19 protein-coding genes are annotated in these 20,768 nt (G+C 65.9%); 15 read left to right on the top strand and 4 right to left on the bottom strand.

Annotated elements, in window-relative coordinates; genetic code table 11:
• Positions 1 to 55: 55 nt before the first annotated feature.
• Together ACODS0_RS19525 and ACODS0_RS19520 are read left to right on the top strand one after the other, a co-directional pair.
• Complete coding sequence (locus ACODS0_RS19525; RefSeq protein ID WP_488836589.1) at positions 56 to 850, top strand: pseudouridine synthase; 795 nt, start codon at positions 56 to 58, stop codon at positions 848 to 850.
• Positions 851 to 918: 68 nt separating this feature from the next.
• Positions 919 to 1,869, top strand: a complete 951-nt coding sequence (locus ACODS0_RS19520) for an NAD(P)H-dependent flavin oxidoreductase (RefSeq protein ID WP_488836587.1) — start codon at positions 919 to 921, stop codon at positions 1,867 to 1,869.
• A gap of 33 nt (positions 1,870 to 1,902) precedes the next feature.
• On the opposite strand, the gene ACODS0_RS19515 is transcribed toward ACODS0_RS19520, so the two are convergent.
• On the bottom strand, positions 1,903 to 2,493 hold the full coding sequence (locus ACODS0_RS19515) for an NAD(P)H-dependent oxidoreductase (protein WP_121419494.1): 591 nt from the start codon (positions 2,491 to 2,493) through the stop codon (positions 1,903 to 1,905).
• Between the two features lie 472 nt (positions 2,494 to 2,965).
• On the opposite strand from ACODS0_RS19515, the gene ACODS0_RS19510 reads away from it, so the two are divergent.
• The 4 genes from ACODS0_RS19510 (at position 2,966) to ACODS0_RS19495 (ending at position 5,720) form a co-directional block, all read left to right on the top strand.
• Positions 2,966 to 3,472, top strand: coding sequence for an MgtC/SapB family protein (locus ACODS0_RS19510; protein WP_488836585.1), 507 nt, complete (start codon positions 2,966 to 2,968; stop codon positions 3,470 to 3,472).
• A 217-nt stretch (positions 3,473 to 3,689) separates the two neighbouring features.
• Positions 3,690 to 4,652 carry a DMT family transporter gene (locus tag ACODS0_RS19505; protein ID WP_488836583.1) on the top strand — a complete coding sequence of 321 codons (963 nt, stop codon included), beginning with the start codon at positions 3,690 to 3,692 and terminating at the stop codon, positions 4,650 to 4,652.
• Positions 4,653 to 4,879: 227 nt separating this feature from the next.
• Complete coding sequence (locus ACODS0_RS19500) at positions 4,880 to 5,095, top strand: hypothetical protein (RefSeq protein ID WP_055398867.1); 216 nt, start codon at positions 4,880 to 4,882, stop codon at positions 5,093 to 5,095.
• An 85-nt stretch (positions 5,096 to 5,180) separates the two neighbouring features.
• Positions 5,181 to 5,720, top strand: a complete 540-nt coding sequence (locus ACODS0_RS19495; RefSeq protein ID WP_487262337.1) for a DUF924 family protein — start codon at positions 5,181 to 5,183, stop codon at positions 5,718 to 5,720.
• 19 nt (positions 5,721 to 5,739) lie between these two features.
• Here the strand turns inward: ACODS0_RS19495 and ACODS0_RS19490 are convergent, their stop codons facing one another.
• Complete coding sequence (locus tag ACODS0_RS19490; protein ID WP_218299248.1) at positions 5,740 to 6,675, bottom strand: M14 family metallopeptidase; 936 nt, start codon at positions 6,673 to 6,675, stop codon at positions 5,740 to 5,742.
• Between the two features lie 104 nt (positions 6,676 to 6,779).
• Here ACODS0_RS19490 and ACODS0_RS19485 point away from each other — a divergent pair, with 104 nt between their 5' ends.
• Positions 6,780 to 9,902 carry a WD40 repeat domain-containing protein gene (locus ACODS0_RS19485; RefSeq protein WP_488836580.1) on the top strand — a complete coding sequence of 1,041 codons (3,123 nt, stop codon included), beginning with the start codon at positions 6,780 to 6,782 and terminating at the stop codon, positions 9,900 to 9,902.
• A gap of 60 nt (positions 9,903 to 9,962) precedes the next feature.
• Here ACODS0_RS19485 and ACODS0_RS19480 read toward each other — a convergent pair whose 3' ends face one another.
• Positions 9,963 to 11,411, bottom strand: coding sequence for an efflux transporter outer membrane subunit (locus ACODS0_RS19480; protein ID WP_488836681.1), 1,449 nt, complete (start codon positions 11,409 to 11,411; stop codon positions 9,963 to 9,965).
• Positions 11,412 to 11,502: 91 nt separating this feature from the next.
• Between ACODS0_RS19480 and ACODS0_RS19475 the strand changes: the two genes are divergently transcribed.
• From ACODS0_RS19475 to ACODS0_RS19455, 5 genes are all read left to right on the top strand, one after another.
• Positions 11,503 to 12,120, top strand: a complete 618-nt coding sequence (locus tag ACODS0_RS19475) for a TetR/AcrR family transcriptional regulator (RefSeq protein WP_121419489.1) — start codon at positions 11,503 to 11,505, stop codon at positions 12,118 to 12,120.
• An 83-nt stretch (positions 12,121 to 12,203) separates the two neighbouring features.
• Positions 12,204 to 13,319: an efflux RND transporter periplasmic adaptor subunit gene (locus ACODS0_RS19470; protein WP_488836578.1), complete on the top strand. Its 1,116-nt coding sequence runs from the start codon at positions 12,204 to 12,206 to the stop codon at positions 13,317 to 13,319.
• Complete coding sequence (locus ACODS0_RS19465) at positions 13,316 to 16,393, top strand: efflux RND transporter permease subunit (protein ID WP_488836576.1); 3,078 nt, start codon at positions 13,316 to 13,318, stop codon at positions 16,391 to 16,393. The genes ACODS0_RS19470 and ACODS0_RS19465 overlap by 4 nt, the downstream gene beginning before the upstream one ends.
• Positions 16,394 to 16,428: 35 nt before the next feature.
• Positions 16,429 to 17,235, top strand: a complete 807-nt coding sequence (locus ACODS0_RS19460; RefSeq protein ID WP_488836574.1) for an oxidoreductase — start codon at positions 16,429 to 16,431, stop codon at positions 17,233 to 17,235.
• Positions 17,236 to 17,329: 94 nt separating this feature from the next.
• The gene (locus tag ACODS0_RS19455) at positions 17,330 to 17,881 is read left to right on the top strand and encodes a PaaI family thioesterase (RefSeq protein WP_488836572.1); all 552 of its coding nucleotides are present in this window, start codon (positions 17,330 to 17,332) and stop codon (positions 17,879 to 17,881) included.
• A 130-nt stretch (positions 17,882 to 18,011) separates the two neighbouring features.
• On the opposite strand, the gene soxR is transcribed toward ACODS0_RS19455, so the two are convergent.
• Positions 18,012 to 18,476: a redox-sensitive transcriptional activator SoxR gene (soxR, locus tag ACODS0_RS19450; protein ID WP_304505251.1), complete on the bottom strand. Its 465-nt coding sequence runs from the start codon at positions 18,474 to 18,476 to the stop codon at positions 18,012 to 18,014.
• 214 nt (positions 18,477 to 18,690) lie between these two features.
• Here soxR and ACODS0_RS19445 point away from each other — a divergent pair, with 214 nt between their 5' ends.
• The 3 genes from ACODS0_RS19445 (at position 18,691) to ACODS0_RS19435 (ending at position 20,671) form a co-directional block, all read left to right on the top strand.
• The gene (locus ACODS0_RS19445; RefSeq protein WP_121507048.1) at positions 18,691 to 19,140 is read left to right on the top strand and encodes a RidA family protein; all 450 of its coding nucleotides are present in this window, start codon (positions 18,691 to 18,693) and stop codon (positions 19,138 to 19,140) included.
• Positions 19,141 to 19,181: 41 nt separating this feature from the next.
• Positions 19,182 to 20,462: an MFS transporter gene (locus tag ACODS0_RS19440; RefSeq protein ID WP_488836570.1), complete on the top strand. Its 1,281-nt coding sequence runs from the start codon at positions 19,182 to 19,184 to the stop codon at positions 20,460 to 20,462.
• A gap of 65 nt (positions 20,463 to 20,527) precedes the next feature.
• Positions 20,528 to 20,671: a hypothetical protein gene (locus tag ACODS0_RS19435; protein ID WP_199727021.1), complete on the top strand. Its 144-nt coding sequence runs from the start codon at positions 20,528 to 20,530 to the stop codon at positions 20,669 to 20,671.
• The last annotated feature ends 97 nt before the right edge of the window (positions 20,672 to 20,768 follow it).

Raw genomic sequence — 20,768 nt, 5'->3', positions numbered from 1 at the left:
GTGCGGTTGGACTCCTGTCTACGGCCTCCCGCCCCTTTTTTCTCTACCTTCTTCCATGCCCCCTCTGCACATCCTTTGGCGCGACGAGCACCTGGTGGCCGTCTACAAGCCTGCGGGCTGGCTGGTGCACCGCACGGGGCTGGACGCGGGCGAGACGCGGTTTGTGATGCAGACCCTGCGCGACCAGCTGGGCCAGCATGTGTTCCCCGTTCACCGGCTCGACAAGGGCACCTGCGGCGTGCTGGTGATGGCGCTGCACAGCGATGCGGCGCGGGCACTGTCACAGGCCTTCGAGCACGGCGCCACGCACAAGCGCTACCTGGCCATGGTGCGCGGCTGGGCGCCCGAGGACATCGAGGTGGACCACGCCTTGAAGCCCGACGATGCCCCGGCCGATGCGGCCGTACAGGACGCCCACACCCGCTTTCGGCGCGTGGCGCAGCTCACGCTGCCCGAGGCCAGTGATGCGCGTTTTGCCACCACCCGCGCCTCGCTGGTCGAGGCCATCCCCACCACCGGGCGGCGCCACCAGATACGCCGCCACCTCAAGCACCTGGCGCACCCCATCCTTGGCGACGCTACACACGGCAAAGGCCCCCTCAACCGCTGGTGGGCCGAGCGGCTGGGGCAGCAAAGGCTGTGGCTGCATGCGTGGCAGCTGGCGGTGCCACACCCCGTATCGGGCGCTGTGATGACGTTTGACAGCGGGCTGCCATGGCCGGGGCCTGCGGGCTGGGGCTCTGGGCAGGACACGGCGGAGATCGCCAACGCCAGCCCCGTCTCCGATTGGCAGCGGCTGTTTGCACGCTTGCCGTGGGAAGAGACGCAAGGCACGCCCGCTGCACCGTAACCCGGGCGACACGACGACAGCGCACCCGTCGAAATAATGGGCACTCCAAAAATCAGGAGACTCCGCCCATGACCGCACCCGCCACCAACCGCGTCCTCGCCCACACGGGCGCGCGCTACCCCATCATCCAGGCGCCCATGGGCTGGATCGCGCGCACGCAGCTGGCATCGGCAGTGTCCCGCGCGGGCGGGCTGGGCATCATCGAGACATCGTCGGGCGAGACGGCCAACTGCCAGGCCGAGATCACCAAGATGAGCGCACTGGGCCTGCCGTTTGGCGTGAACCTGCCCATCCGTTTTCTGAAGGACGACGCCATGCTGCGCTTTGTGTGCGCGTCGGGCGTGAAGTTTGTGACCACCTCGGCGGGCAGCCCGGCCAAGTTCATTGCGCCGCTCAAGGACGCGGGCATCACCGTGTACCACGCGGTGCCCACGGTGGACGCGGCGCTCAAATGCGTGGACGCAGGCATCGACGGCCTGGTGGTCGAAGGTGGTGAAGGCGGTGGCTTCAAGAACCCCGAAGAAGTCTCCACCCTGGTGCTGCTGCAAGCCATCCGCGCGCGGGTGGATGTGCCGCTGGTGGCCGCCGGGGGCATCTGCGACGGGCGCGGCATGGCGGCGGCCTTTGCACTGGGGGCCGAGGCGGTGCAGATGGGCACACGGTTTGTGAGCTGCGCCGAAAGCCCCGTGCACGCCAACTACAAGAACGCCATCATCGATGCGGGCGTGACCGGCACCTGGATGCTCAACACCAAGGCCAGCCCTTGCATCCGCGCGCTCAAGTCGCAGCGCACCCAGGCCATCCATGAGGCAGGCCTCATGCCCGCCGACAGCTTTGCGGGCATCCAGCGCGTGTACTTTGACGGCGACATGGAGGCCGCACCGGCCCTCGCGGGCCAGACCGCCGGGCTCATCGATTCCGTCAAGACCGCGCAGCAGATCATTGACGACACAGTGCAGGAGTTCTTTGCGATCAGCCAACGCATGGGCGCCTTGGCTGCAGCGCGGTCATTTGGCTGATCGCCATCGCAGCGCAGGGCTAGGGCCAGGGCTCTACGCCGCCTTCGCGCCCAGCGCACGCATGCGCGCCTTCCACTTGGCAATCCCATCGTCGCCCAGTTGCTCCACGCTGCCCACCAGCGTCTCATGCACCGGCGCAATGCCCACAAAGCCCAGGATATTGCGCTCCAGCGACTTCACGCTGTGCGCGCGGAAGTACCAGCGGTAGACCAGCGCAGGCATGCCCATGGTGACTACCACCCGCGCACTGCGCCCTGTGAGCCCCTTGCGGCCAAAGGGGTTGCTGCCTTCGGTATTGAAGGCAAACCCGGGTCGCGCCACCTGCTCCAGAAAACCCTTGAGCAGGGCTGGCATGTCGCCCAGCCACAGCGGAAAAAACAGCACGATGTGCTGCGCCCAGCCGATGTCCGCCTGAGCAGGCTTGAGCGATGCGGGCAGCAGGCCCAGCTCCCACTCGTGCTGGCTGCGCAGCAGCGCAAAGTCGATGGCAGCCACCTCGATCTCGCGCACCTCGTGGCCGGCCGCGATGGCCCCTTGCGCATAGGCCTGCGCCAGCGCGTGGCACAGGTGGGGCGCACTCGCGTCCGGGTGGCCCTGTATCAGAAGAATGCGTTGGGGCGTCATGGCAAAAACTCCTCGCGGCGCCAGGCCCGCCGGTGATGGCGGCCGCTGCAGGCACCAAGGCAAATCGTGACACGCGCAACCCCGGGGTGCAAGCGCCGAGCAGATGGCGCCACCCGCAGGGACGGGCTGGGGAGGCACGGGAGGAACGTGGCCATGGGCGGCCATCGCCAGACGCTTCACTTTTGATAGCTACCAGCACTTTACCATCAAGCGCCAGGTGCCAATTTCTATCAAAACCTGGCGCCCACACCCCGCCAAGCGATCGTTGGCGTGCGTCGGCAGTGTCCTACCCCCGCGCTCGCCCGCCACCGGTAGACGCTGCCGCGCAGGAGCAGCACAGTCGCAGGGCAGCACTGTTGCTGCGCCCCCTCCTCCGCTGGACTCCCCGCCATGCCACCACACGCGCACCGCTCTCTGAGCACACCGCCCTCCCTCGCCACAACGCCGGTCACCGGGTGCAAGGACCATGGCCATGGCTGACCTCTGGCAGGAGATCGCCAGCACGGTGGCCTCGGAATTCTCGGACGTGCCCGATGCGGCACAGGCCACGCGCATCGTGGTGCGCCTGGCCATGGCAGCGCTGCTGGGCGGGCTGCTGGGTTGGGAACGCGAACACGCGGGCAAGGCCGCCGGCGTGCGCACGCACATGCTGGTGGCCATGGGCGCGGCCCTGTTCGTGCTGGTGGCGCAGCAGACTGGCATTGAAGCGGCAGACAACAGCCGCGTGCTGCAGGGCATCATCGCGGGCGTGGGGTTCCTGGGCGCGGGCACCATCCTCAAGGGCGATGCCGAAAGCCAGGTCAAGGGCCTGACCACAGCCGCTGGCATCTGGCTCACGGCCGCCATCGGCGTGGCCGCCGGGCTGGGCCGCGAAGCCACGGCGGTGCTGAGCACGGTGCTCGCGCTGGTGGTGCTGTGGGCCATTCCGATGCTGCACGACAAGGTGAGCCGCAACGCAGCCAACCACAAGTCGGACTGAGCCGAGCCGAGGCAGCCCGCTGGCGCGGGCTGCGCTACACTTTTTGGCCCACCGACCCCCTGGCTGCGGCGCAGGCCCACGCGCCGCAGCCAGCCACCTCTGGTTACCCCATGCACAGTCTTCCAGCGCAGCACCGCTGCCTTGGCGGCACAGCTCCTGCGCCATTTGCCACCCTGCCACCCACCACAGCCTGCAGCCTTCCTGCGGCGGTACAACCATGACGCGGACGAGCGACACCGAGGCTCAGCCTGCGGCATCTGCAGCCGCGAACACAACTGCGACTGCGACGACCACCACAGCGCAGGCGGCAGCCTCGGGCAGCCTGCGCGGCATCGTCGCCATGGTCGCGGCGGTGGGGTGTTTTTCGCTGATGGACGCCCTGCTCAAGACCCTGTCGGCCAGCTACCCCGCCATGCAGGTGGCGGCGCTGCGCGGCTGGGCTGCGTTGCCGCTGGTGGCGCTGTATGTGCTGTGGCGCGGCGAGGTGCGGGGCTTGCTCAAAGTGCGCTGGCCGCTGCACCTGCTGCGTGGCGTGCTCAACGTGACCATGCTGGGCCTGTTCACCTACGCACTCAAGGAACTGGGCCTGGCCGAGGCCTACACGCTGTTTTTCATCGCCCCGTTGCTGATCACGGCGCTGTCCACCGTGGTGCTGGGCGAGAAGGTGCGCGCCGCCCACTGGGTGGCGATCGTGCTGGGCATGGTGGGCGTGGTGGTGGCCCTGCGGCCCAGCCAGGACGCCTTTTTCACGCTGGGCGCGCTGGCGGTGCTGGGCGCAGCGTGTGGATACGCCGTTTCGGCCATCACGGGGCGCGTGCTCAGCCGCACGGACTCCAGCGCCAGTCTGGTCTTCTGGACCACCGCCTTGCTGGCGCTGGGCGCGGGCACGCTGGCCTGGCCCAACTGGGTGGGTGTGGCGCAGGCGCACTGGCCCCTGGTGGCGGGCCTGGCGGTCACGGGGTTTCTGGGGCAGCTGGCGATCACCGAGGCGTTCCGGCACGGGCAGGCGTCGGTGGTGGCGCCGTTTGAATACACGGCCCTGGCCTGGGGTATGGGGCTCGACTGGGTGCTGTGGCAGGCCGTGCCGGGGGTTTCCACATTGCTGGGCGGCGCGATCATCATCGGCAGCGGGTTGTATCTGGTGCGGCAGGAGCGGACGCAGGCGGTGGTGCCTCCGTGAGCAGGAGTCCCCCCTGAGTCGCTACGCGCCTTCCCCCCAGGGGGACGACGCCCTCGCTGCGGGGCGGCCCTTGCTTGGCGTCCCCCGCCTGGGCCGCGCCAGTTTCAAGGGCTACGGGTGGCGGCCACGGCCCGCGCGGTGGCACGGCATGGTCTTACACCCCGGTACGCGTGCGCGCAGTGCAATGGAAGCTCCATCACATCGGCACCACCAAAAAGGAATTCACCATGACTCAGCACGCGACCATTGCAGGCCACGTTACCTACACCCCGGGTGACGGAGCCCCCTTGACCATTCCGAAAGGCCCCGTGGAGCTGGAGCCTTCCAAAGACAGCACCACCTTGAGCTGGACCGCAGACAACGATGCCGTGGGCTCCGCCGCGATCCCGAAGGACCAGTTCAACCAATACGTGCGCGAGGGAAAAATCCGCATCCAGAACTGAGTGGTTCGCATCGAATACTATGAAATTGATAGCATCCAGCGCTTTATGATCAAGCGCCAGAGCCTTATTTCATGCGATATTCACGATGCAAGCCGAAGACATCCTTCATTTCTGGTTCGAAGAACTCACCCCCGCCCAGCACTTCGCACAAGAGGACGCCATCGACGCGATGATCCGTGTCCGCTTCGGTGCCACCTGGCAGGCAGCGCGGCAGTGCGAGTTGTGGAACTGGCGCGGCACGCCCCAAGGCCGCCTGGCAGAGATCCTGGTGCTGGACCAGTTCTCGCGCAACATCCACCGCGGCTCGCCACTTGCGTTTGCGCAAGACGCCCAGGCGCTGGTCCTGGCGCAGGAGCTGGTGGCCGGGCAGCACGACAAGGCACTGGCCCCCACCGAACGCGCCTTTGCCTACATGCCCTACATGCACAGCGAATCCGCCGCCATCCACGCCCAGGCGATGGTGCTCTTTGACCAGCCGGGGCTGGAAAACAACCTGAAGTTCGAGGTGGCGCACCGCGACATCATTGCGCGCTTCGGGCGCTACCCGCACCGTAACGCCGTGCTGGGGCGCTCGTCCACGGCGCAGGAGCTGGCCTTCCTCGCGCAGCCCGGCTCGTCCTTCTGAGCCTGCCGGTCCTTGCCGGTCAGATCGGCCGGGTCAGGTACACCGCCTCGCGGCCCACGATGGGCTCGCGCGTGGGCATCATCACCGTGCAGTCGTCGCACAGCGCGCGGATCTCGTGCGGGCCATCGGTGGCGATGAGTTCGCCCTGGGCAAACACCTCAAAGCCCTGCACAGGCCGTGTGAAGCGGAAGTCCGGCGTGCGCACCATGCAGGTCTCCAGCAGTTCATAGCGGCGCTGCGGGCCTGGCGCTGGGCGGTTGGCAGCAGCTTCGACCAGCCCGAAATGCGCCAGAAAATCCAGCGCCACGGCCGTGGCCACGTCAGCCGCCGACTGGCGGAAATGCTGGCCACACTCCACCACCAAAGCCACCCCATCGCTCTCAGCCAGCCCATGGCGGCCGTGCTGGATGAGCGGCGTGCCCGAGCCCAGCCCGCTGGGCATCACCAGGTGCACCGGCGGACTGCCAATGGCCAGCGCCACCTGCGCATTGCGCGGATAGGCGGGGTACACCCAGAAAGGCTGTACGTCCTGGCTGGTGGAGTGGATGTCCAGGATGTGATCGGCCGCAGCCACCACCGGGCGCAACGCACGGGCGCGGTCCAGCTCGGGGCTTGCGGCCGTGCCGTCCAGTTCACCGGCGGACCAGATGCGGTTGAGGTTGTGCACCAGCTGGCGGCTTTCAAACGGACGGGTCGGGTCAAACGATGCATACGCCGCCACGTTGGCAAAGCTGATGGTCAGCGTGCCAATCCGCGGGCGCACGCCCGTGTCCAGCAGGTGCGTGGCCGCCACCATGCCGCAGATCTCGTTGCCATGCGTGAGCGCATTGATGAGCACGTGGGGGCCTGGCTGGCCCGATTCAAAACGGTGCACGTAGTCGATGCCCACATTGCCCTGGCGGTAGGCAGACAGGTCGCGGGGGAGGACTTCGAAAACGGGAGAGTTTTGTGTCATGGCGGGCAATTAATAAGACAACACATCATTCTCTGCGCAAAACAGAAACCACACTGCACGCGGTGTACGATGCCCCGCCCGTTGTTCCACCGCTTTCCCGCACCATGCCCACTGCCCGACTTTGCCCGCTGGCCGATGTGGCCGCCCGACTGCCCGCCGACAGCTGGATCGCCCAGCGCCTTGCAGAGGACCCGGATGCGCTGGCCACCGAAACCGTGCTCTGCATCACCGGCGATGTGCAGGTGCCCGAGCTGCACCTGGATGCGCCTCTGGCCAGCGGCAGCCCGCTGCGGGCGCTGCTGCAGAACGGCAGCGCAAACACAGCCCCCACGGGCCAGCCCTTTCTGATCCTGATCGAAGGGCATCTGCAGATCGACGGCGCACTCACCTGCGACGACACCGACGGCGCCACGCACCTGATCGTGCTGGGCGACGCGCGCATGCACAACGCCGTGGTGGGCGGCCAGCTGCTTTATGTGCAGGGCGCGCTGCAAGTGGCCGACCTGCTGTGGGGCGACTACAACCACGGCGGGCTCATTGTGCGTGGCGGGCTCACGGCGCGGGTGGCACTGTTCACGGATGAATACCCCGTAGACATCACCGGGCCCGAACAGGTGGAGTTCCTCATGGACGAGGTGCGCGGCGTGCCGCACCTGGCGGAGTTCTCCAGCGAAATCGTAGGCATCGTGTTCCTGCCTGAGTTCCATGACGGCATCGACGATGGCGAAAGCGGCGTCAGCTACGTGCTGGACCGCGCCCGCGTGGTGGCCGCCGTGCGCGCGGGCGAGAACGCCACGCGCACCAGCGCCGAGATCCACGCGCTGATGCCCCTGGAGGCCGACCTGTTCGCCGATGAGGCCATCAGCGTGCGCAACATCCTGGCCACCGTGCACACGCCCGTGATCGGCCCCAAGGAGCACACGGCCACCGGGTGGTTTCAGCAGACTGATTTTTCGCTGTGCCAGCGGCATGTGGACGCCGATGGCGACCAGCGCGACGACAACGTGTTCATCACCGTCTGGAAGACCTGGGACTTCTACCTCTCGGTGGCGCAGGTGCCCGAACGCCAGGGGCTGCTGGCGCGCCTGGCCGCCGCCGTGCGGGGCCGCAAGGTGCCCACCACCGCGCAGCTCACGCTGGTGTACCGCGGCTATAGCGACGGCGAGCCCGGCGAATGGCTGCCCCTGGCACCCGACACCGCCCCCGAAGCCTGGCAGGCCTGCACGCTGGCCTGGCGCGGCGTGTTGGACTACCTGCGCAAGGCCGTGGGCCAGCACCGCGCCCGCTACCCGCTGTACCAGCGCCTGGTGACCGAGCTGACCGCAGAGCGCATCGAAGAATTTACCTCCCTGCCTGTGTTCACCGAGCGCTTCAACGACTGGTGGGACAGCGACAAGAACGGCTGGTGGGAAGGCGACGTGTGGGTGGGTGCACGCCAGCCCTGCATGCACGAAGGCGAGCCTTGGGGCCGCGCCCTCAAGCTCAGCTGGGAAAACGGCGACGAAGCCCCCGGCGACGAAGACGACAACGCCCACAGCGCCTACCAGATCAACGTGGAAGCCGCGCTGGACGGGCCAGCCGTGGTGGAGTTCACCTATGCGCAGCGCCAGAGCGATGCCCGCGCCACCCTGCCCCGCAGCGCCGCCGACCACATAACGCGGCTGCTGCGTTTTTACGGCGCGGTCCAATTGCGCGTACGCGATCAGCACGAACAGGAGCAGGCCCGTCAGGCCGAGGCGCGGCGCATCGAAGCCGCCGTGCACCTGCTGGCCACGCCCCCGCTGGCGCCCGACCTGCCCGATGCAGCGGTCTTCCCTGTCGAGCTGATGACGCTGTCCGACCAATGGCAGGCCGATGGGCAAAGCTATGTGGCCGCCATCCGCGCGCACCAGCTCGCACTGGATTCGGCCGAAGTGCAGGAAGGCAACGGCGATACCGAAGAAGAACAAGAAGAAAACGAAGACAGCGACCTGCCCTCCGACCCGCGCAAGGCGGCCGCAGCCACCGTGCTGCAGCTGGCCCGCGTGGTCAACACCCACGCCGACGAAGACCTGGCCGACCGCTTTCGCCAGCGCTTTGCATTTGCCCCCGACGCCTTCGTGCGGCACGCCGCCGATGCGGGCCGCTTCATCGGCCCGGTGTTCGCGCTGGACGACGGCCGCGTGCTGGCGCGCATCGGCGCCCCATACGACAACATGGCGCACTGGGTGGCCCTGCAGGTCCTGCAGCACATCCCCTTGCCCGCACTGCGCGGCCTCGGCCGCTCGCCCAACCGGCGCTGCTTTGCGCAAAGCGACGGCGAGCATGTCACCACGCACGATGGTTTTGACGGCCCCGTCATCGCCCGCTTTGCCCTGCCCCAGGGCAACGAAGCACTGCCAGCTCAGGTGGTGGTATCGCCCGGCCCCCTGGGCCAGCGCTGCGACGAGCTGATCCCCTTCAACGACGGCCAGCGTGTGCTGCTGCGCAACCCCACGGGCGTCTATCTGTTGCACGCCGAGGGTGCCGCGGGAGCCAGCAGCCCCGTGCAGCGCATCCACCCGCAAACCTTTGACGAAGACGGCCCCTACACCTGGCCCAAGAACCAGCAGGACGAATCGGTGAACGGCGCCGAGGTCACGATGCTGGCGCTCGACATGCTGCACATGGCCCTGTCACCGGACGAGCGCTACATCGCTGTGGGCGACCAGGACAGCGTGCACATCCTGCTGAACGCCCGAGGCCAGGTGGTGCGCCGCTACGAGCCCCTGTCGTCCTACCCGCACCACACCACCTTTTCACACGACGGCACGCAGCTGCTTGCCAACTCCTGCCACTTCTACGGGGGCTGCACGCTGGCCGCGCCAGTGAGTGCAGCGTTGCCAGACCTCGCGGCAGACAGTGGAGAAGAAGAAACGCACGAAGCCCCGGCCATCAACACCCAGTGGCGCGTGTATGCATCTGCCACCCTGCCGGGCATGGTGGTGCTGGGCGATGCCAATGGCTACCTGCACGCCATCAGCGACGACGGGCGCCCGCTGTGGCGCCACCACATCGGCAGCACCATCAGTGCCATGGACATGTCGCCCGACGGCAGCACCCTGTGGGCCGCCAGCTACGGCGGCTACCTGGTGCACCTGGAGCGCGTGGAGACGGGGATGGCCCCGTATTCCATCGGCACATCGCCGTATGCGGAGGTGCGGCGGTGGATCTTCTGGAGCGATGAAACCGGGCCGTTGCGGTGGTAGGCGATGTGACCGTACTCGTCGGAAGTTAACGCTGCTTTGGGCGTGGCCATTGAACGTGGACTAGGTCGGAGATGCACCGGACTCCCACCCTCCCCCCAGTGCTTTGAAGATGGCCACTGCCGCGCGGGCAGATTCCGTCTGCGCCTGTACACGCGCATCGGCAGCCCGGAGCAAGGTCTCATCGGCGTGCAAGACTTCGATCAAGCTGACAAGGCCTTTTTGGTAGGCCGAGAACGACGCTGCGCGAGCGCGACCCAGCGAATCGACACCGGCCTTCAACACCAAAACCTGCTCCTGGCGCCTGGAAAACGCGGAGAGCGAGTTTTCCACATCTTCCGTGGCCCGCAGCGCCGCCAATCGGTAGGCGGCCAGCATCTCTGCCTCGTGGCCCTTGGCCTGCTCTATCTGCGCATTGATGCGCGCGAAGTCGAAAAGACGCCAGCGCAGCCCGAGCACGCCTGTGGCCTGGCTGGCGCCGCCCGAGAACAGACTGCCGCTGGACACAGACGTTGCACTCCCCACCAGGCCGCTGAGAGAGAGTTTGGGGTAGTACTCGGAGATGGCGGCGCCAATGCGCGCATTGGATGCAGCCAAGCGGCGCTCCGCAGCGATGAGGTCCGGCCTGCGCCTGAGCAGCTCGCTGGGCGAGCCCGTCGCAATTCCTTGGGGAGTTGCCGGAATGCCGCCCGGCGCGATCAGTTCTGCGCGGTGGGTGCCCGGGGGAGTTCCCAGGATGACATCCATGGCGTTCATTACCGTGTCCAAGGAAGCGTCCAGCACCGGGATCGCTGCTTGCGCCTGCGAGAGCGCCCCCTCCGCCTGGCTCACCTGGAGCTCTGCCGCAAGACCCTTACTGTGCAGCAGCCTGACGTTGGACAGCAGGTCGTGTTGCGTCTGCACCTGCTGGCGGGCCACGTCTCGGCGGGCCTGCAGGCCGCGAATCGTGATGTAGATATCTGCGGTCTGTGCCGCCACGGCCAATCGGGTGGCAACAGCACCAGCCTCCGAAGACTGGTATTCGGCGGTGGCCGCCTCCCGCCCCCGGCGCAGGCCGCCAAACACATCCAGCTCCCAGCTTGCGCCCAGGTTTGCCTCGTAAGCGCTGCCATACCGGTCAAAACCCGGCGTCGAACTCAAGACCTGTCCCAAGGGTGTTTGCGTGGACTGATAGGCCCGCGCAGCCTGGCCCGACACGGCTGCGGACGGCAACAGTGCGGCGTCGGCCGCGCCCAGCCCCGCACGCGCCTGGGCGACCCGTGCAGCGGCTTGCGCCAGATCGAGGTTTTGCGCCAGCGCGAGCGACACGAATCGCGTGAGTTGAGGATCGCCAAACGCAGACCACCAGGAGGCCAGTTCGGCGGCGGCCTTCTCTGGCTGTTGATTGCTGCCGTGCTGATCCTGGTAGTGCCCAGGCAGGGAAATCTCGGGCCGGACATAGTCCGGCCCCACGGCGCAGCCAGCGGAGAGGCTGGCCACAAGAAGGGCGGCGAGTGTGCGTTTGGGCAGCATGGTTTTTTCGGTCATGGTTCAATTGAATTGTGACCATAATACCAAATGGTCACTCGTTGTCTAGTCACCAGGACTGGCGTAAGCTTTGCCCATGACCAAAACAAGCCATCCCACCGCCGCAGGCCGGGGCCCTGCGGACCACGAGGTGCGAAACCAGATCGTGACCGCCGCCACCGAGCACTTCAGCCGCTACGGCTACGAAAAAACCACCGTGTCCGACCTGGCCAAGGAGATCGGTTTTTCCAAAGCCTATATCTACAAGTTCTTCGAATCCAAGCAGGCCATCGGCGAGATGATTTGCGCCAACTGCCTGAGCGATATCGAGAGCGAGGTCCGAGCGGCGGTGGCCCAGGCCGATCGGCCACCCGAGAAGCTGCGGCGCATGTTCAAAGCCATTGTGGAGTCGAGCCTGCGTCTCTTTTTCCAGGACAGAAAGCTCTACGAGATCGCCACCTCTGCGGCAACCGAACGCTGGCAGTCCACCATCGTGTACGAGGAGCGCCTGCAGGCGCTGTTGCGGGATGTTTTGCAGGAAGGCCGGCAGACCGGCGACTTCGAGCGCAAGACGCCGCTGGATGAAACCACTGCAGCCATCCACCTGGTGATGCGCCCCTACCTCAATCCGCTGATCCTGCAGCACAGCCTGGACTACGCCAACGAGGCGCCCACCCAGTTGTCCAGCCTGGTCCTGCGCAGCCTGTCCCCATGAGCGAAAGTTTATTTGTGACTATTGACTAATTTGGTCACAAGAATAACAATGAAAGTCCCGATCCATCTGCACAAGGGACTTTCATGCTTCGGCCTCGCCTCGCCACTCTGTTTCTCATTTCTACCTTGCCGTTGGCGCTGGTCGCCTGCGGCGAAAAGGCTTCTTCCGATCCACGCACCGAAGCGCCGCTGGTGCGCGCAGCCATTGTTCAAGAGGCCGCAGCTGCCTCCAGGGCGTTCACGGGTACCGTAGCGGCCCGGGTGCAGAGCGACCTGGGCTTTCGCGTCTCGGGCAAGGTGCTGGAACGGCTGGTGGATGCGGGGCAGACCGTCAAACGCGGGCAGCTGCTCATGCGCATCGATGCGGTCGATCTGAAACTTGCCGCCCATGCGCAGCAAGAGGCTGTGGCCGCTGCGCGTGCCCGTGCTCGCCAGACGGCGGACGATGAAGCACGGTACCGCGACCTGCGCGGCACAGGCGCTATCTCCGCTGCGGCCTATGACCAGGTGAAGGCGGCTGCAGACGCAGCCCAGGCGCAGCTCAGTGCGGCCGAAGCCCAGGCGGATGTATCCCGCAATGCAAGCCGTTATGCCGAACTGGTGGCAGACGGCGACGGCGTCGTCGTGGAAACGCTGGCCGAACCCGGACAGGTGGTGAGCGCCGGGCAACCGGTAGTCCGCCTGGCCCATGCAGGCCGCCGCGAAGCGCTCGTGCAGCTGCCGGAGACTTTGCGCCCCGCCATAGGGTCGCAGGCACAAGCCACCTTGTTTGGCAAGGAGGAGGCCGCCGTCTCGGCAAAGCTGCGACAGCTTTCCAGCTCGGCAGACCGGGTGACGCGCACCTTCGAGGCCCGCTATGTGCTCGAAGGGGATTTGGCCAACGCGCCCCTGGGCACCACGGTGGTGGTTCGCATTCCGGACGAAAAGTCCTCTGCGGCGGCGGGCCTGCAAGTGCCCATCGGCGCCTTGTTCGATGCGGGCAAGGGCCCAGGAGTTTGGGTGCTTCGCGGGGAACCGGCCAAGGTTGCCTGGCAGCCGGTGGCCGTCCAGCGCCTGGACGATGCAGGCGCCTACGTGACGGGCCACATCAAGCCCGGGGAGCGAATCGTCGCACTGGGTGCGCACCTGTTGCGCGAAGGCGAGCAGGTCCGGCTGGCAGATCTTGCGGCAGCTGCTCCGAAGGAAGGAGCACGTCCGTGAGCGAAGGCCGTTTGAACCTGTCGGCGCTCGCAGTGCGCGAGCGCGCCATCACCCTGTTCCTGATCTTCCTGATCTCTGCAGCAGGCATTCTCGCGTTTGCCAAACTCGGGCGCGCTGAAGACCCGCCTTTCACCATCAAGCAGATGACGATCGTTACGGCGTGGCCTGGCGCCACGGCCCAGGAGATGCAGGATCAGGTTGCAGAACCCCTGGAAAAGCGCATGCAGGAATTGCGCTGGTACGACCGCACAGAAACCTTCACCCGCCCCGGCCTGGCTTTCACCATGGTGTCGCTGCTGGACAGCGCACCGCCGTCGCAAGTGCAGGAGGAGTTCTACCAGGCACGCAAGAAGATCAGCGACGAGGCGAGGAAACTGCCTGCTGGCGTCATCGGCCCTATGGTCAACGACGAATATGCAGATGTGACCTTTGCGCTCTTCGCCCTCAAGGCCAAGGGTGAACCCCAAAGACAGTTGGTCCGCGACGCGGAAGTGTTGCGCCAGCAACTGCTGCATGTGGCGGGAGTCAAGAAAGTCAACATCATTGGGGAACAACCCGAGCGGATCTACGTCTCGTTCTCCCATGATCGCCTGGCCACGCTGGGCGTGGCGCCGCAGGACATTTTTGCCGCGCTCAACAGCCAGAACGTGCTGACGCCCGCAGGCTCCATCGAAACCAAGGGACCACAGGTTTTCCTGCGTGTGGATGGCGCGTTCGACACGCTGGAGAAGATCCGGCAGACCCCGATCATCGCGCAGGGGCGGACGCTGAAGCTGTCGGATGTGGCGACTATCGAGCGCGGCTATGAAGACCCCGCAACCTTCCTGGTGCGCAACGGCGGCGAGCCAGCCCTGTTGCTGGGCGTCGTGATGCGCGACGACTGGAACGGGCTCGATCTGGGCAAAGCGCTGGAGGCCGAGGTCACCAAGATCAATGCAGAACTCCCCATGGGCATGACGCTGACCAAGGTGACCGACCAGGCCGTCAACATCAGCTCGGCAGTGGACGAGTTCATGGTCAAGTTTTTTGTCGCCCTGCTCGTCGTAATGGTGGTCTGCTTTGTCAGCATGGGCTGGCGTGTGGGCATCGTCGTGGCAGCCGCCGTGCCGTTGACGCTGGCGGCGGTGTTCGTGATCATGGCCGCCTCTGGCAAGAACTTTGACCGGATCACGCTGGGCTCACTCATCCTGGCCCTGGGCCTGCTGGTGGACGACGCCATCATTGCCATTGAAATGATGGTGGTGAAGATGGAAGAAGGCTACAGCCGTGTGGCGGCCTCGGCCTACGCCTGGAGCCATACGGCAGCCCCCATGCTTTCGGGCACCCTGGTCACAGCCATTGGCTTCATGCCGAATGGTTTCGCACGCTCCACGGCGGGTGAATACACCAGCAACATGTTCTGGATCGTAGGCATTGCATTGATTGCGTCGTGGGTGGTGGCGGTGGTTTTTACGCCTTACCTGGGCGTCAAGCTGTTGCCTGACCTCAAAAAGGTCGAAGGCGGACACGACGCCATTTACGACACACCGCGCTACAACCAGTTCCGTCAGCTGCTTGGCCGCGTCATTGCGCGCAAATGGATTGTTGCAGCCTCCGTCGTCATCCTGTTTGTGGTGTCGGTGCTGGGGATGGCGCTGGTCAAGAAGCAGTTCTTCCCCGCGTCCGACCGGCCGGAAGTGCTGGTCGAGGTGCAGATGCCCTATGGCACGTCCATCGAACAAACCGGCGCTGCGACGGCCAAGGTGGAGGCTTGGCTAGCCAAGCAGGAGGAGGCCAAGGTCGTGACCGCCTACATCGGCCAGGGTGCCCCGCGCTTTTTCCTGGCCATGTCGCCCGAGCTGCCGGACCCGTCGTTCGCCAAGATCGTGGTGCTCACCGGCAATGACAAGGAACGGGAAGAGCTCAAATTCAGACTGCGCCATGCGGTGGCAGATGGCCTGGCGCCCGAGGCACGGGTGCGTGTCACGCAAATCGTGTTTGGCCCGCCTTCGCCCTTCCCCGTGGCATACCGCGTCATGGGGCCCGATCTGGACAAACTGCGCGAGATTTCCGCCGAGGTCGAGGCGGTCCTGCAGACCAGTCCGATGATGCGCACCGTCAACACGGACTGGGGCCCGCGTGTTCCGACCTTGCATTTCACACTCGACCAGGACCGCCTGAGCGCCGTGGGACTCAGCTCCAGCTCGGTGGCGCTGCAGCTGCAGTTCCTGCTGAGCGGAGCCCCGTTGACGGAGGTGCGCGAGGATATCCGCTCGGTGCAAGTAATGGGCCGGGCCGCCGGTGATGTCCGTCTCGACCCCGCGAAGATTTCGGGCCTGTCGCTGGTGGGATCGAGCGGGCAGCGCATCCCGCTGTCGCAGGTGGGCAAGGTCGATGTGCGCATGGAAGATCCCATCCTGCGTCGGCGTGACCGCACGCCGACGATCACGGTGCGTGGCGACATTGCCGAAGGTTTGCAGCCTCCGGACGTATCCACGGCCATCACCCAGCAACTGAAGCCCCTCATGGACAAGCTGCCTAGCGGCTACCGCATCGTGGAAGCAGGCTCTATCGAGGAAGCCGGCAAGGCGACGGTCGCCATGCTGCCAATCTTCCCGATCATGCTGGCAGCCACCCTGCTCATCATCATCCTGCAGGTTCGCTCCATCTCAGGGATGGTGATGGTCTTCCTGACCAGCCCGCTGGGCCTGATCGGCGTGGTGCCGACACTGCTGTTGTTCCAACAGCCCTTTGGCATCAATGCGCTGGTAGGCCTGATCGCGTTGTCCGGCATTCTGATGCGCAACACGCTCATCCTGATCGGGCAGATCCGCGAAAACGAAGACGCCGGACTGGATCCCTTCCGCGCCGTGGTGGAAGCCACCGTGCAACGTGCCCGCCCGGTGATCCTCACCGCCCTGGCCGCGATCCTGGCGTTCATCCCGCTGACGCACTCCGTGTTCTGGGGAACGTTGGCCTACACCTTGATCGGCGGCACGCTGGCCGGCACGGTACTGACGCTCGTGTTCCTGCCCGCGATGTATTCGATCTGGTTCGGCATCCGGCCCATTCGCTCAGCCCCCGCATCCATCTGATTCCCCTTGCGAATCTCACTATCAAAGGAACTGCCATGTCGAAATCCAAAGTTGTCGTTGTTACCGGCGTGTCCTCGGGCATCGGTCGTGCTGCCGCCATGAAGTTTGCCGAACAGGGCTGCCGGGTTTTCGGCACCGTGCGCAACACCGCCAAAGCGCACGCCATTCCCAACGTGACGCTCGTTGAGATGGACATCCGCGACGAAATGTCCGTTGAAAGCGGCATCCAGACCATCATCGCGCAAGCCCAACGCATCGATGTGCTGGTCAACAGCGCGGGGGTGACTCTGCTGGGCGCTGCGGAAGAAACATCTGTGGAGGAGGCTCAGAAGCTGTTTGACACGAACCTCTTCGGCGTCTTGCGCGTGATCAAGGCAGTGTTGCCGCACATGCGCGGGCAGCGCTATGGCCGCATCGTCAATGTGAGTTCGGTGCTCGGATTTTTGCCCGCGCCCTACATGGCTCTCTATTCAGCGTCCAAACATGCCGTTGAAGGGCTGGCTGAAACGCTGGACCACGAAGTGCGCCAATTCGGTATCCGCGTCTCGCTGGTCGAGCCCTCCTTCACCAAGACCAACCTGGATCTGAACGCGCCCCAAACGGTGGCCCGGATTGCTGACTACAGCAAGGAGCTGGACGTCGTGTCGCAAGCGATCCAGAGCAACGTGCAGAAGGCGCCCCCGCCCCAGGGCGTGGCCGACACCATCGTCCGTGCCGCGCTGGGGACTTGGAAAATGCGCCACACACCCAAAGGTGAGGCGTCGATGCTGGCCAAACTGCGCCGCTTCATGCCTGCAGGCCCTGTCGGGAAGGGCTTGCGCAAGTCATTCGGGCTCGCGTGACGGCTCATGCCGATACCCCATACAACCACCGCAGGTTCCACCCCCGCAAGGGCGGCCGCAGATGGACAACCGAATTACCCAACGGGAGACAAGCATGAACGACGATCAAAAGGCATTGGTCTGGGCCCATCAGCAGTCGGAAGCGGCTCAACGCATGCGCGACGGCGGTGGCGGGCCTGGCCTCGCGCGGGCGGAGCAGATTGAAGGGATGAATGGACAGGAAATTCTCGAAGCCATGATGTCCGGCGCATTGCCCTACCCTCCCATGAACGACACCATGAACCTCGCATTGCTGGAGGTCGGCAACGGCCGCGCCGTGTTTCAGGGCATCCCACTGCTTGGGCACTACAACCCGCTCGGCAGCGTGCATGGCGGCTGGTTTGCATCGCTGCTGGACTCCGCGCTGGGCTGTGCGATTCAAACGACGCTGCCTGCGGGCCGGTCTTACACGACGGCCGAACTCAGCATCAAGATCGTGCGGCCTGCGTCCCACAAAACCGGCCCGCTGCGGGCCACTGGCAGACTTATTCACGGCGGTGATCGACTCGCTACGGCCGAGGCCCGCGTCGAGGACGAGCACGGCAAGCTGTATGCCCATGCGACGACCACCTGCCTTGTCTTTGACGTACCAAAGCGTGCTGCGTAAAGAAGTCTGCACACGCCTCTGCATGGGGTTGTGCCCGATGCGAACCATGCTATTCGCAATGCAGTCTAAGACCTGCACGAGCCCATGCGTGCCATTCGCACCCCGGGCGCCGAAGATCGCCCGCCATCCCTCAAAAATGCGGCCCAGGCCCCTCCTCTGCGAGCGCATCCTGCGCATTGCGCAGCGGGCAGACCTTGAGCGACAAACAACCGCAGCCAATGCAGCCATCCAGCTGGTCACGCAGCGCCGTCAGCGTGCGGATGCGCTCGTCCAGGTCATCGCGCCAGCGGGCGGACAGGCGGCGCCAGTCGGCCACCGTGGGCGTGCGCCCGGCGGGCAGCGCCTGCAAGGCCTCGGCGATGGCGGCCAGCGGCACGCCCATGCGCTGTGCCACCTTGATCACCGCCACGCGGCGCAGCACGGAGCGCGGGTAGCGCCGCTGGTTCCCCGCATTGCGCACACTGGCGATCAGCCCGCGCGATTCATAAAAATGCAGGGCCGACACGGCCAGCCCGCTGCGGCTGGCGACCTCGCCCACCGACAGCTCGGATTTTTCGCACAGCTCGGACGGGTCAGCCTGCGCGTCCGCTACCACGCGGGCGACGGGAATGCGGAGCTTGCCTGGTTTCACAACAGCTTCTGCAAGGGCTTTCTTCACGGCGATTGACCTCAATTTAACTTGATGTTTGATACTAACCCACGAAGCCCTTGCAACCGCCGCCGATGCCGCTGCGACTGCGGTCGCCCAGGCTTTCTGGCAATTCCGCCGTGGTCTTCACCTTCACATCCCCTCTCAGGATTTCTGCACCATGCGCCTTGATACCGCAACAACCCAGCACCCCGCCACGGCAACTTCCACGCTGCGCTTCATCAACCCGCCGGGCCTGTACGACCCGCGTGCCAATGGCTACACCCATGTGGTGGTGGCGCCCGCCCCGGCACGCACTGTCTTTGTGGCGGGCCAAGGTGGCGAGAACGCTGCGGGCCAGCTGTCTGCCGACTTTGGGGAGCAGCTGCGCCAGGCGTTCACCAACCTGCGTATCGCATTGGCAGGCGCGGGGGCCAGCGTGCATGACGTGGCCAAGCTCACCGTGCTGGTGGTGGACCACACCGAGCAGCGGCTGGCGCTGTTCAGCCAGGCGGTGCGCAGCCTTTGGCCCGATGGGGCGGCACCGGCCTGCACGCTGATCCCGGTGCCCCGGCTGGCGCTCGACGGCATGCTGATTGAAATCGAGGCCACAGCAGTGATGCAGGCATGAGCTGTGCATGCACACCACCCCAGGCAACCACTGTCCCCAAGATGAGCACTCCACCGCACTCCCGCTCCGCATCCACCACACCGCCCAGCACGCCCCGCGCAGAGGCGCCAGGCCTCAGCACGCCGGTGCTGCTGCTCATGGCCGTGGCCTGCGGGTTGTGCGCGGGCAGCAATTACTTCAACCAGCCCCTTCTGCACTCCATTGCCACGCAGTTGCAGGTGCGTGACGCCTCGGCGGCGCTCATCGTCACGCTGGCGCAGGTGGCCTACGCGGCGGGTTTGTTGTTGTTAGTGCCGCTGGGTGACATGCTGGAGCGGCGGCGGCTCATCACCACGCTGATGTTGCTGGCGGCTCTGGGGCTGTTCACCAGCGGGTTTGCGGGCAGCTACTCCCTGCTGGCGCTGGGCACGGTGCTGACGGGTCTGTTCTCGGTGGCTGCGCAGGTGCTGGTGCCGTTGGCGGCCACGCTGGCTGCGCCGGGCCGCAGTGGGCGCGCGGTGGGGCTGGTGATGAGCGGGCTGCTTGTTGGCATTCTGGCGGCGCGCAGTGTGGCAGGACTGCTGTCTGAACTGGGCGGCTGGACGCTGGTGTACCGCGAGGCGGGCGTGGCCATGGTGGCCGTGGCGCTGGCGCTGTGGTGGGTAATGCCCCGCTCGCGAAACGCTGGGCGGGCCCAGGGGTATGGCCAGGTGCTGCGCTCTCTGGGCACGCTGGCCCTGCGCCACCCCAGGCTGCGCAGCCGGGCCTTGCTGGGTGGGCTGTCGTTTGCGTCGGTCAGCGTGTTGTTCTCCACCATGGCGCTGTTGCTGGCGGGGCCTGCCCACCGCCTGGGCGATGCGGGCATCGGCCTGGTGGGGCTGGCGGGCGTGGCCGGTGCGCTCATGGCCAATGTGGCGGGCCGCATGGCCGACCGTGGTCAGGCCCAGGTGGCCACGGCCGTTTCGGTAGGGTTGCTGCTGCTGGGCTGGGGCGCGCTGTGGCTGGGCGCCACCAGCCTGGTGTGGTTTGTAGTGGGCATGCTGGTGGTGGACCTGGCGCTGCAGGGCGTGCACATCAGCAATCAGAACGTGATCTACCGGCTGGACCCCACGGCCCGTGCGCGCATCAACGCGGTGTACATGACCAGCTACTTCACGGGCGCGGCCAGCGGGTCGGCGCTCGGGTCCGTGGCCTGGCTATGGGGCGGCTGGGGCGCCACCTGTGCGCTGGGTGGAGGCATCGCGGTGCTCAACGCGCTGGCACTGGCGCATGACCAGCGCCTGGCTCTGCGAGCGCAGCCTGCCGCGGCGAACCCCGCTGCGGCGCAGCCCGCCGTGCGCTGAAAGGGGCCGGTTTGTGACGTACCATCCCGGCACGGTCCCATTCCGAGACCTTTACAGGAGGCACCATGGCCAAAGGCGAACAACGCAGCAACAAGATGGCAAAGAAACCCAAGAAGGACACTTCGCTGCCCAAGGAAAGCGGCGGCTCTGACCGCCCCATGCCACCGGTGACCGCCGTCATCCCGCGTGGCAAAGAGAAGAACAAGTAAGTCACCCAGCACCCGCAGGCCGTGGCGCTGAGGCGCGCATGCGCCGACAAGCCGCTTGCTATCATAAAAATAGCTGCCCGCGCTTTACCAATAAGCG

This window comes from Acidovorax sp. FG60, assembly GCF_057808995.1.
This window is presented reverse-complemented; position numbering and strand designations above follow the sequence as displayed.

Excerpts from the sequence above, each read along its gene's own strand:
- ACODS0_RS19525 (WP_488836589.1), top strand. The coding sequence starts at position 56 with ATGCCCCCTCTGCACATCCTTTGGCGCGACGAGCACCTGGTGGCCGTC.
- ACODS0_RS19520 (WP_488836587.1), top strand. The coding sequence starts at position 919 with ATGACCGCACCCGCCACCAACCGCGTCCTCGCCCACACGGGCGCGCGC.
- ACODS0_RS19515 (WP_121419494.1), bottom strand. The coding sequence starts at position 2,493 with ATGACGCCCCAACGCATTCTTCTGATACAGGGCCACCCGGACGCGAGT.
- ACODS0_RS19510 (WP_488836585.1), top strand. The coding sequence starts at position 2,966 with ATGGCTGACCTCTGGCAGGAGATCGCCAGCACGGTGGCCTCGGAATTC.
- ACODS0_RS19505 (WP_488836583.1), top strand. The coding sequence starts at position 3,690 with ATGACGCGGACGAGCGACACCGAGGCTCAGCCTGCGGCATCTGCAGCC.
- ACODS0_RS19500 (WP_055398867.1), top strand. The coding sequence starts at position 4,880 with ATGACTCAGCACGCGACCATTGCAGGCCACGTTACCTACACCCCGGGT.
- ACODS0_RS19495 (WP_487262337.1), top strand. The coding sequence starts at position 5,181 with ATGCAAGCCGAAGACATCCTTCATTTCTGGTTCGAAGAACTCACCCCC.
- ACODS0_RS19490 (WP_218299248.1), bottom strand. The coding sequence starts at position 6,675 with ATGACACAAAACTCTCCCGTTTTCGAAGTCCTCCCCCGCGACCTGTCT.
- ACODS0_RS19485 (WP_488836580.1), top strand. The coding sequence starts at position 6,780 with ATGCCCACTGCCCGACTTTGCCCGCTGGCCGATGTGGCCGCCCGACTG.
- ACODS0_RS19480 (WP_488836681.1), bottom strand. The coding sequence starts at position 11,411 with ATGCTGCCCAAACGCACACTCGCCGCCCTTCTTGTGGCCAGCCTCTCC.
- ACODS0_RS19475 (WP_121419489.1), top strand. The coding sequence starts at position 11,503 with ATGACCAAAACAAGCCATCCCACCGCCGCAGGCCGGGGCCCTGCGGAC.
- ACODS0_RS19470 (WP_488836578.1), top strand. The coding sequence starts at position 12,204 with ATGCTTCGGCCTCGCCTCGCCACTCTGTTTCTCATTTCTACCTTGCCG.
- ACODS0_RS19460 (WP_488836574.1), top strand. The coding sequence starts at position 16,429 with ATGTCGAAATCCAAAGTTGTCGTTGTTACCGGCGTGTCCTCGGGCATC.
- ACODS0_RS19455 (WP_488836572.1), top strand. The coding sequence starts at position 17,330 with ATGAACGACGATCAAAAGGCATTGGTCTGGGCCCATCAGCAGTCGGAA.
- ACODS0_RS19445 (WP_121507048.1), top strand. The coding sequence starts at position 18,691 with ATGCGCCTTGATACCGCAACAACCCAGCACCCCGCCACGGCAACTTCC.
- ACODS0_RS19440 (WP_488836570.1), top strand. The coding sequence starts at position 19,182 with ATGAGCACTCCACCGCACTCCCGCTCCGCATCCACCACACCGCCCAGC.
- ACODS0_RS19435 (WP_199727021.1), top strand. The coding sequence starts at position 20,528 with ATGGCCAAAGGCGAACAACGCAGCAACAAGATGGCAAAGAAACCCAAG.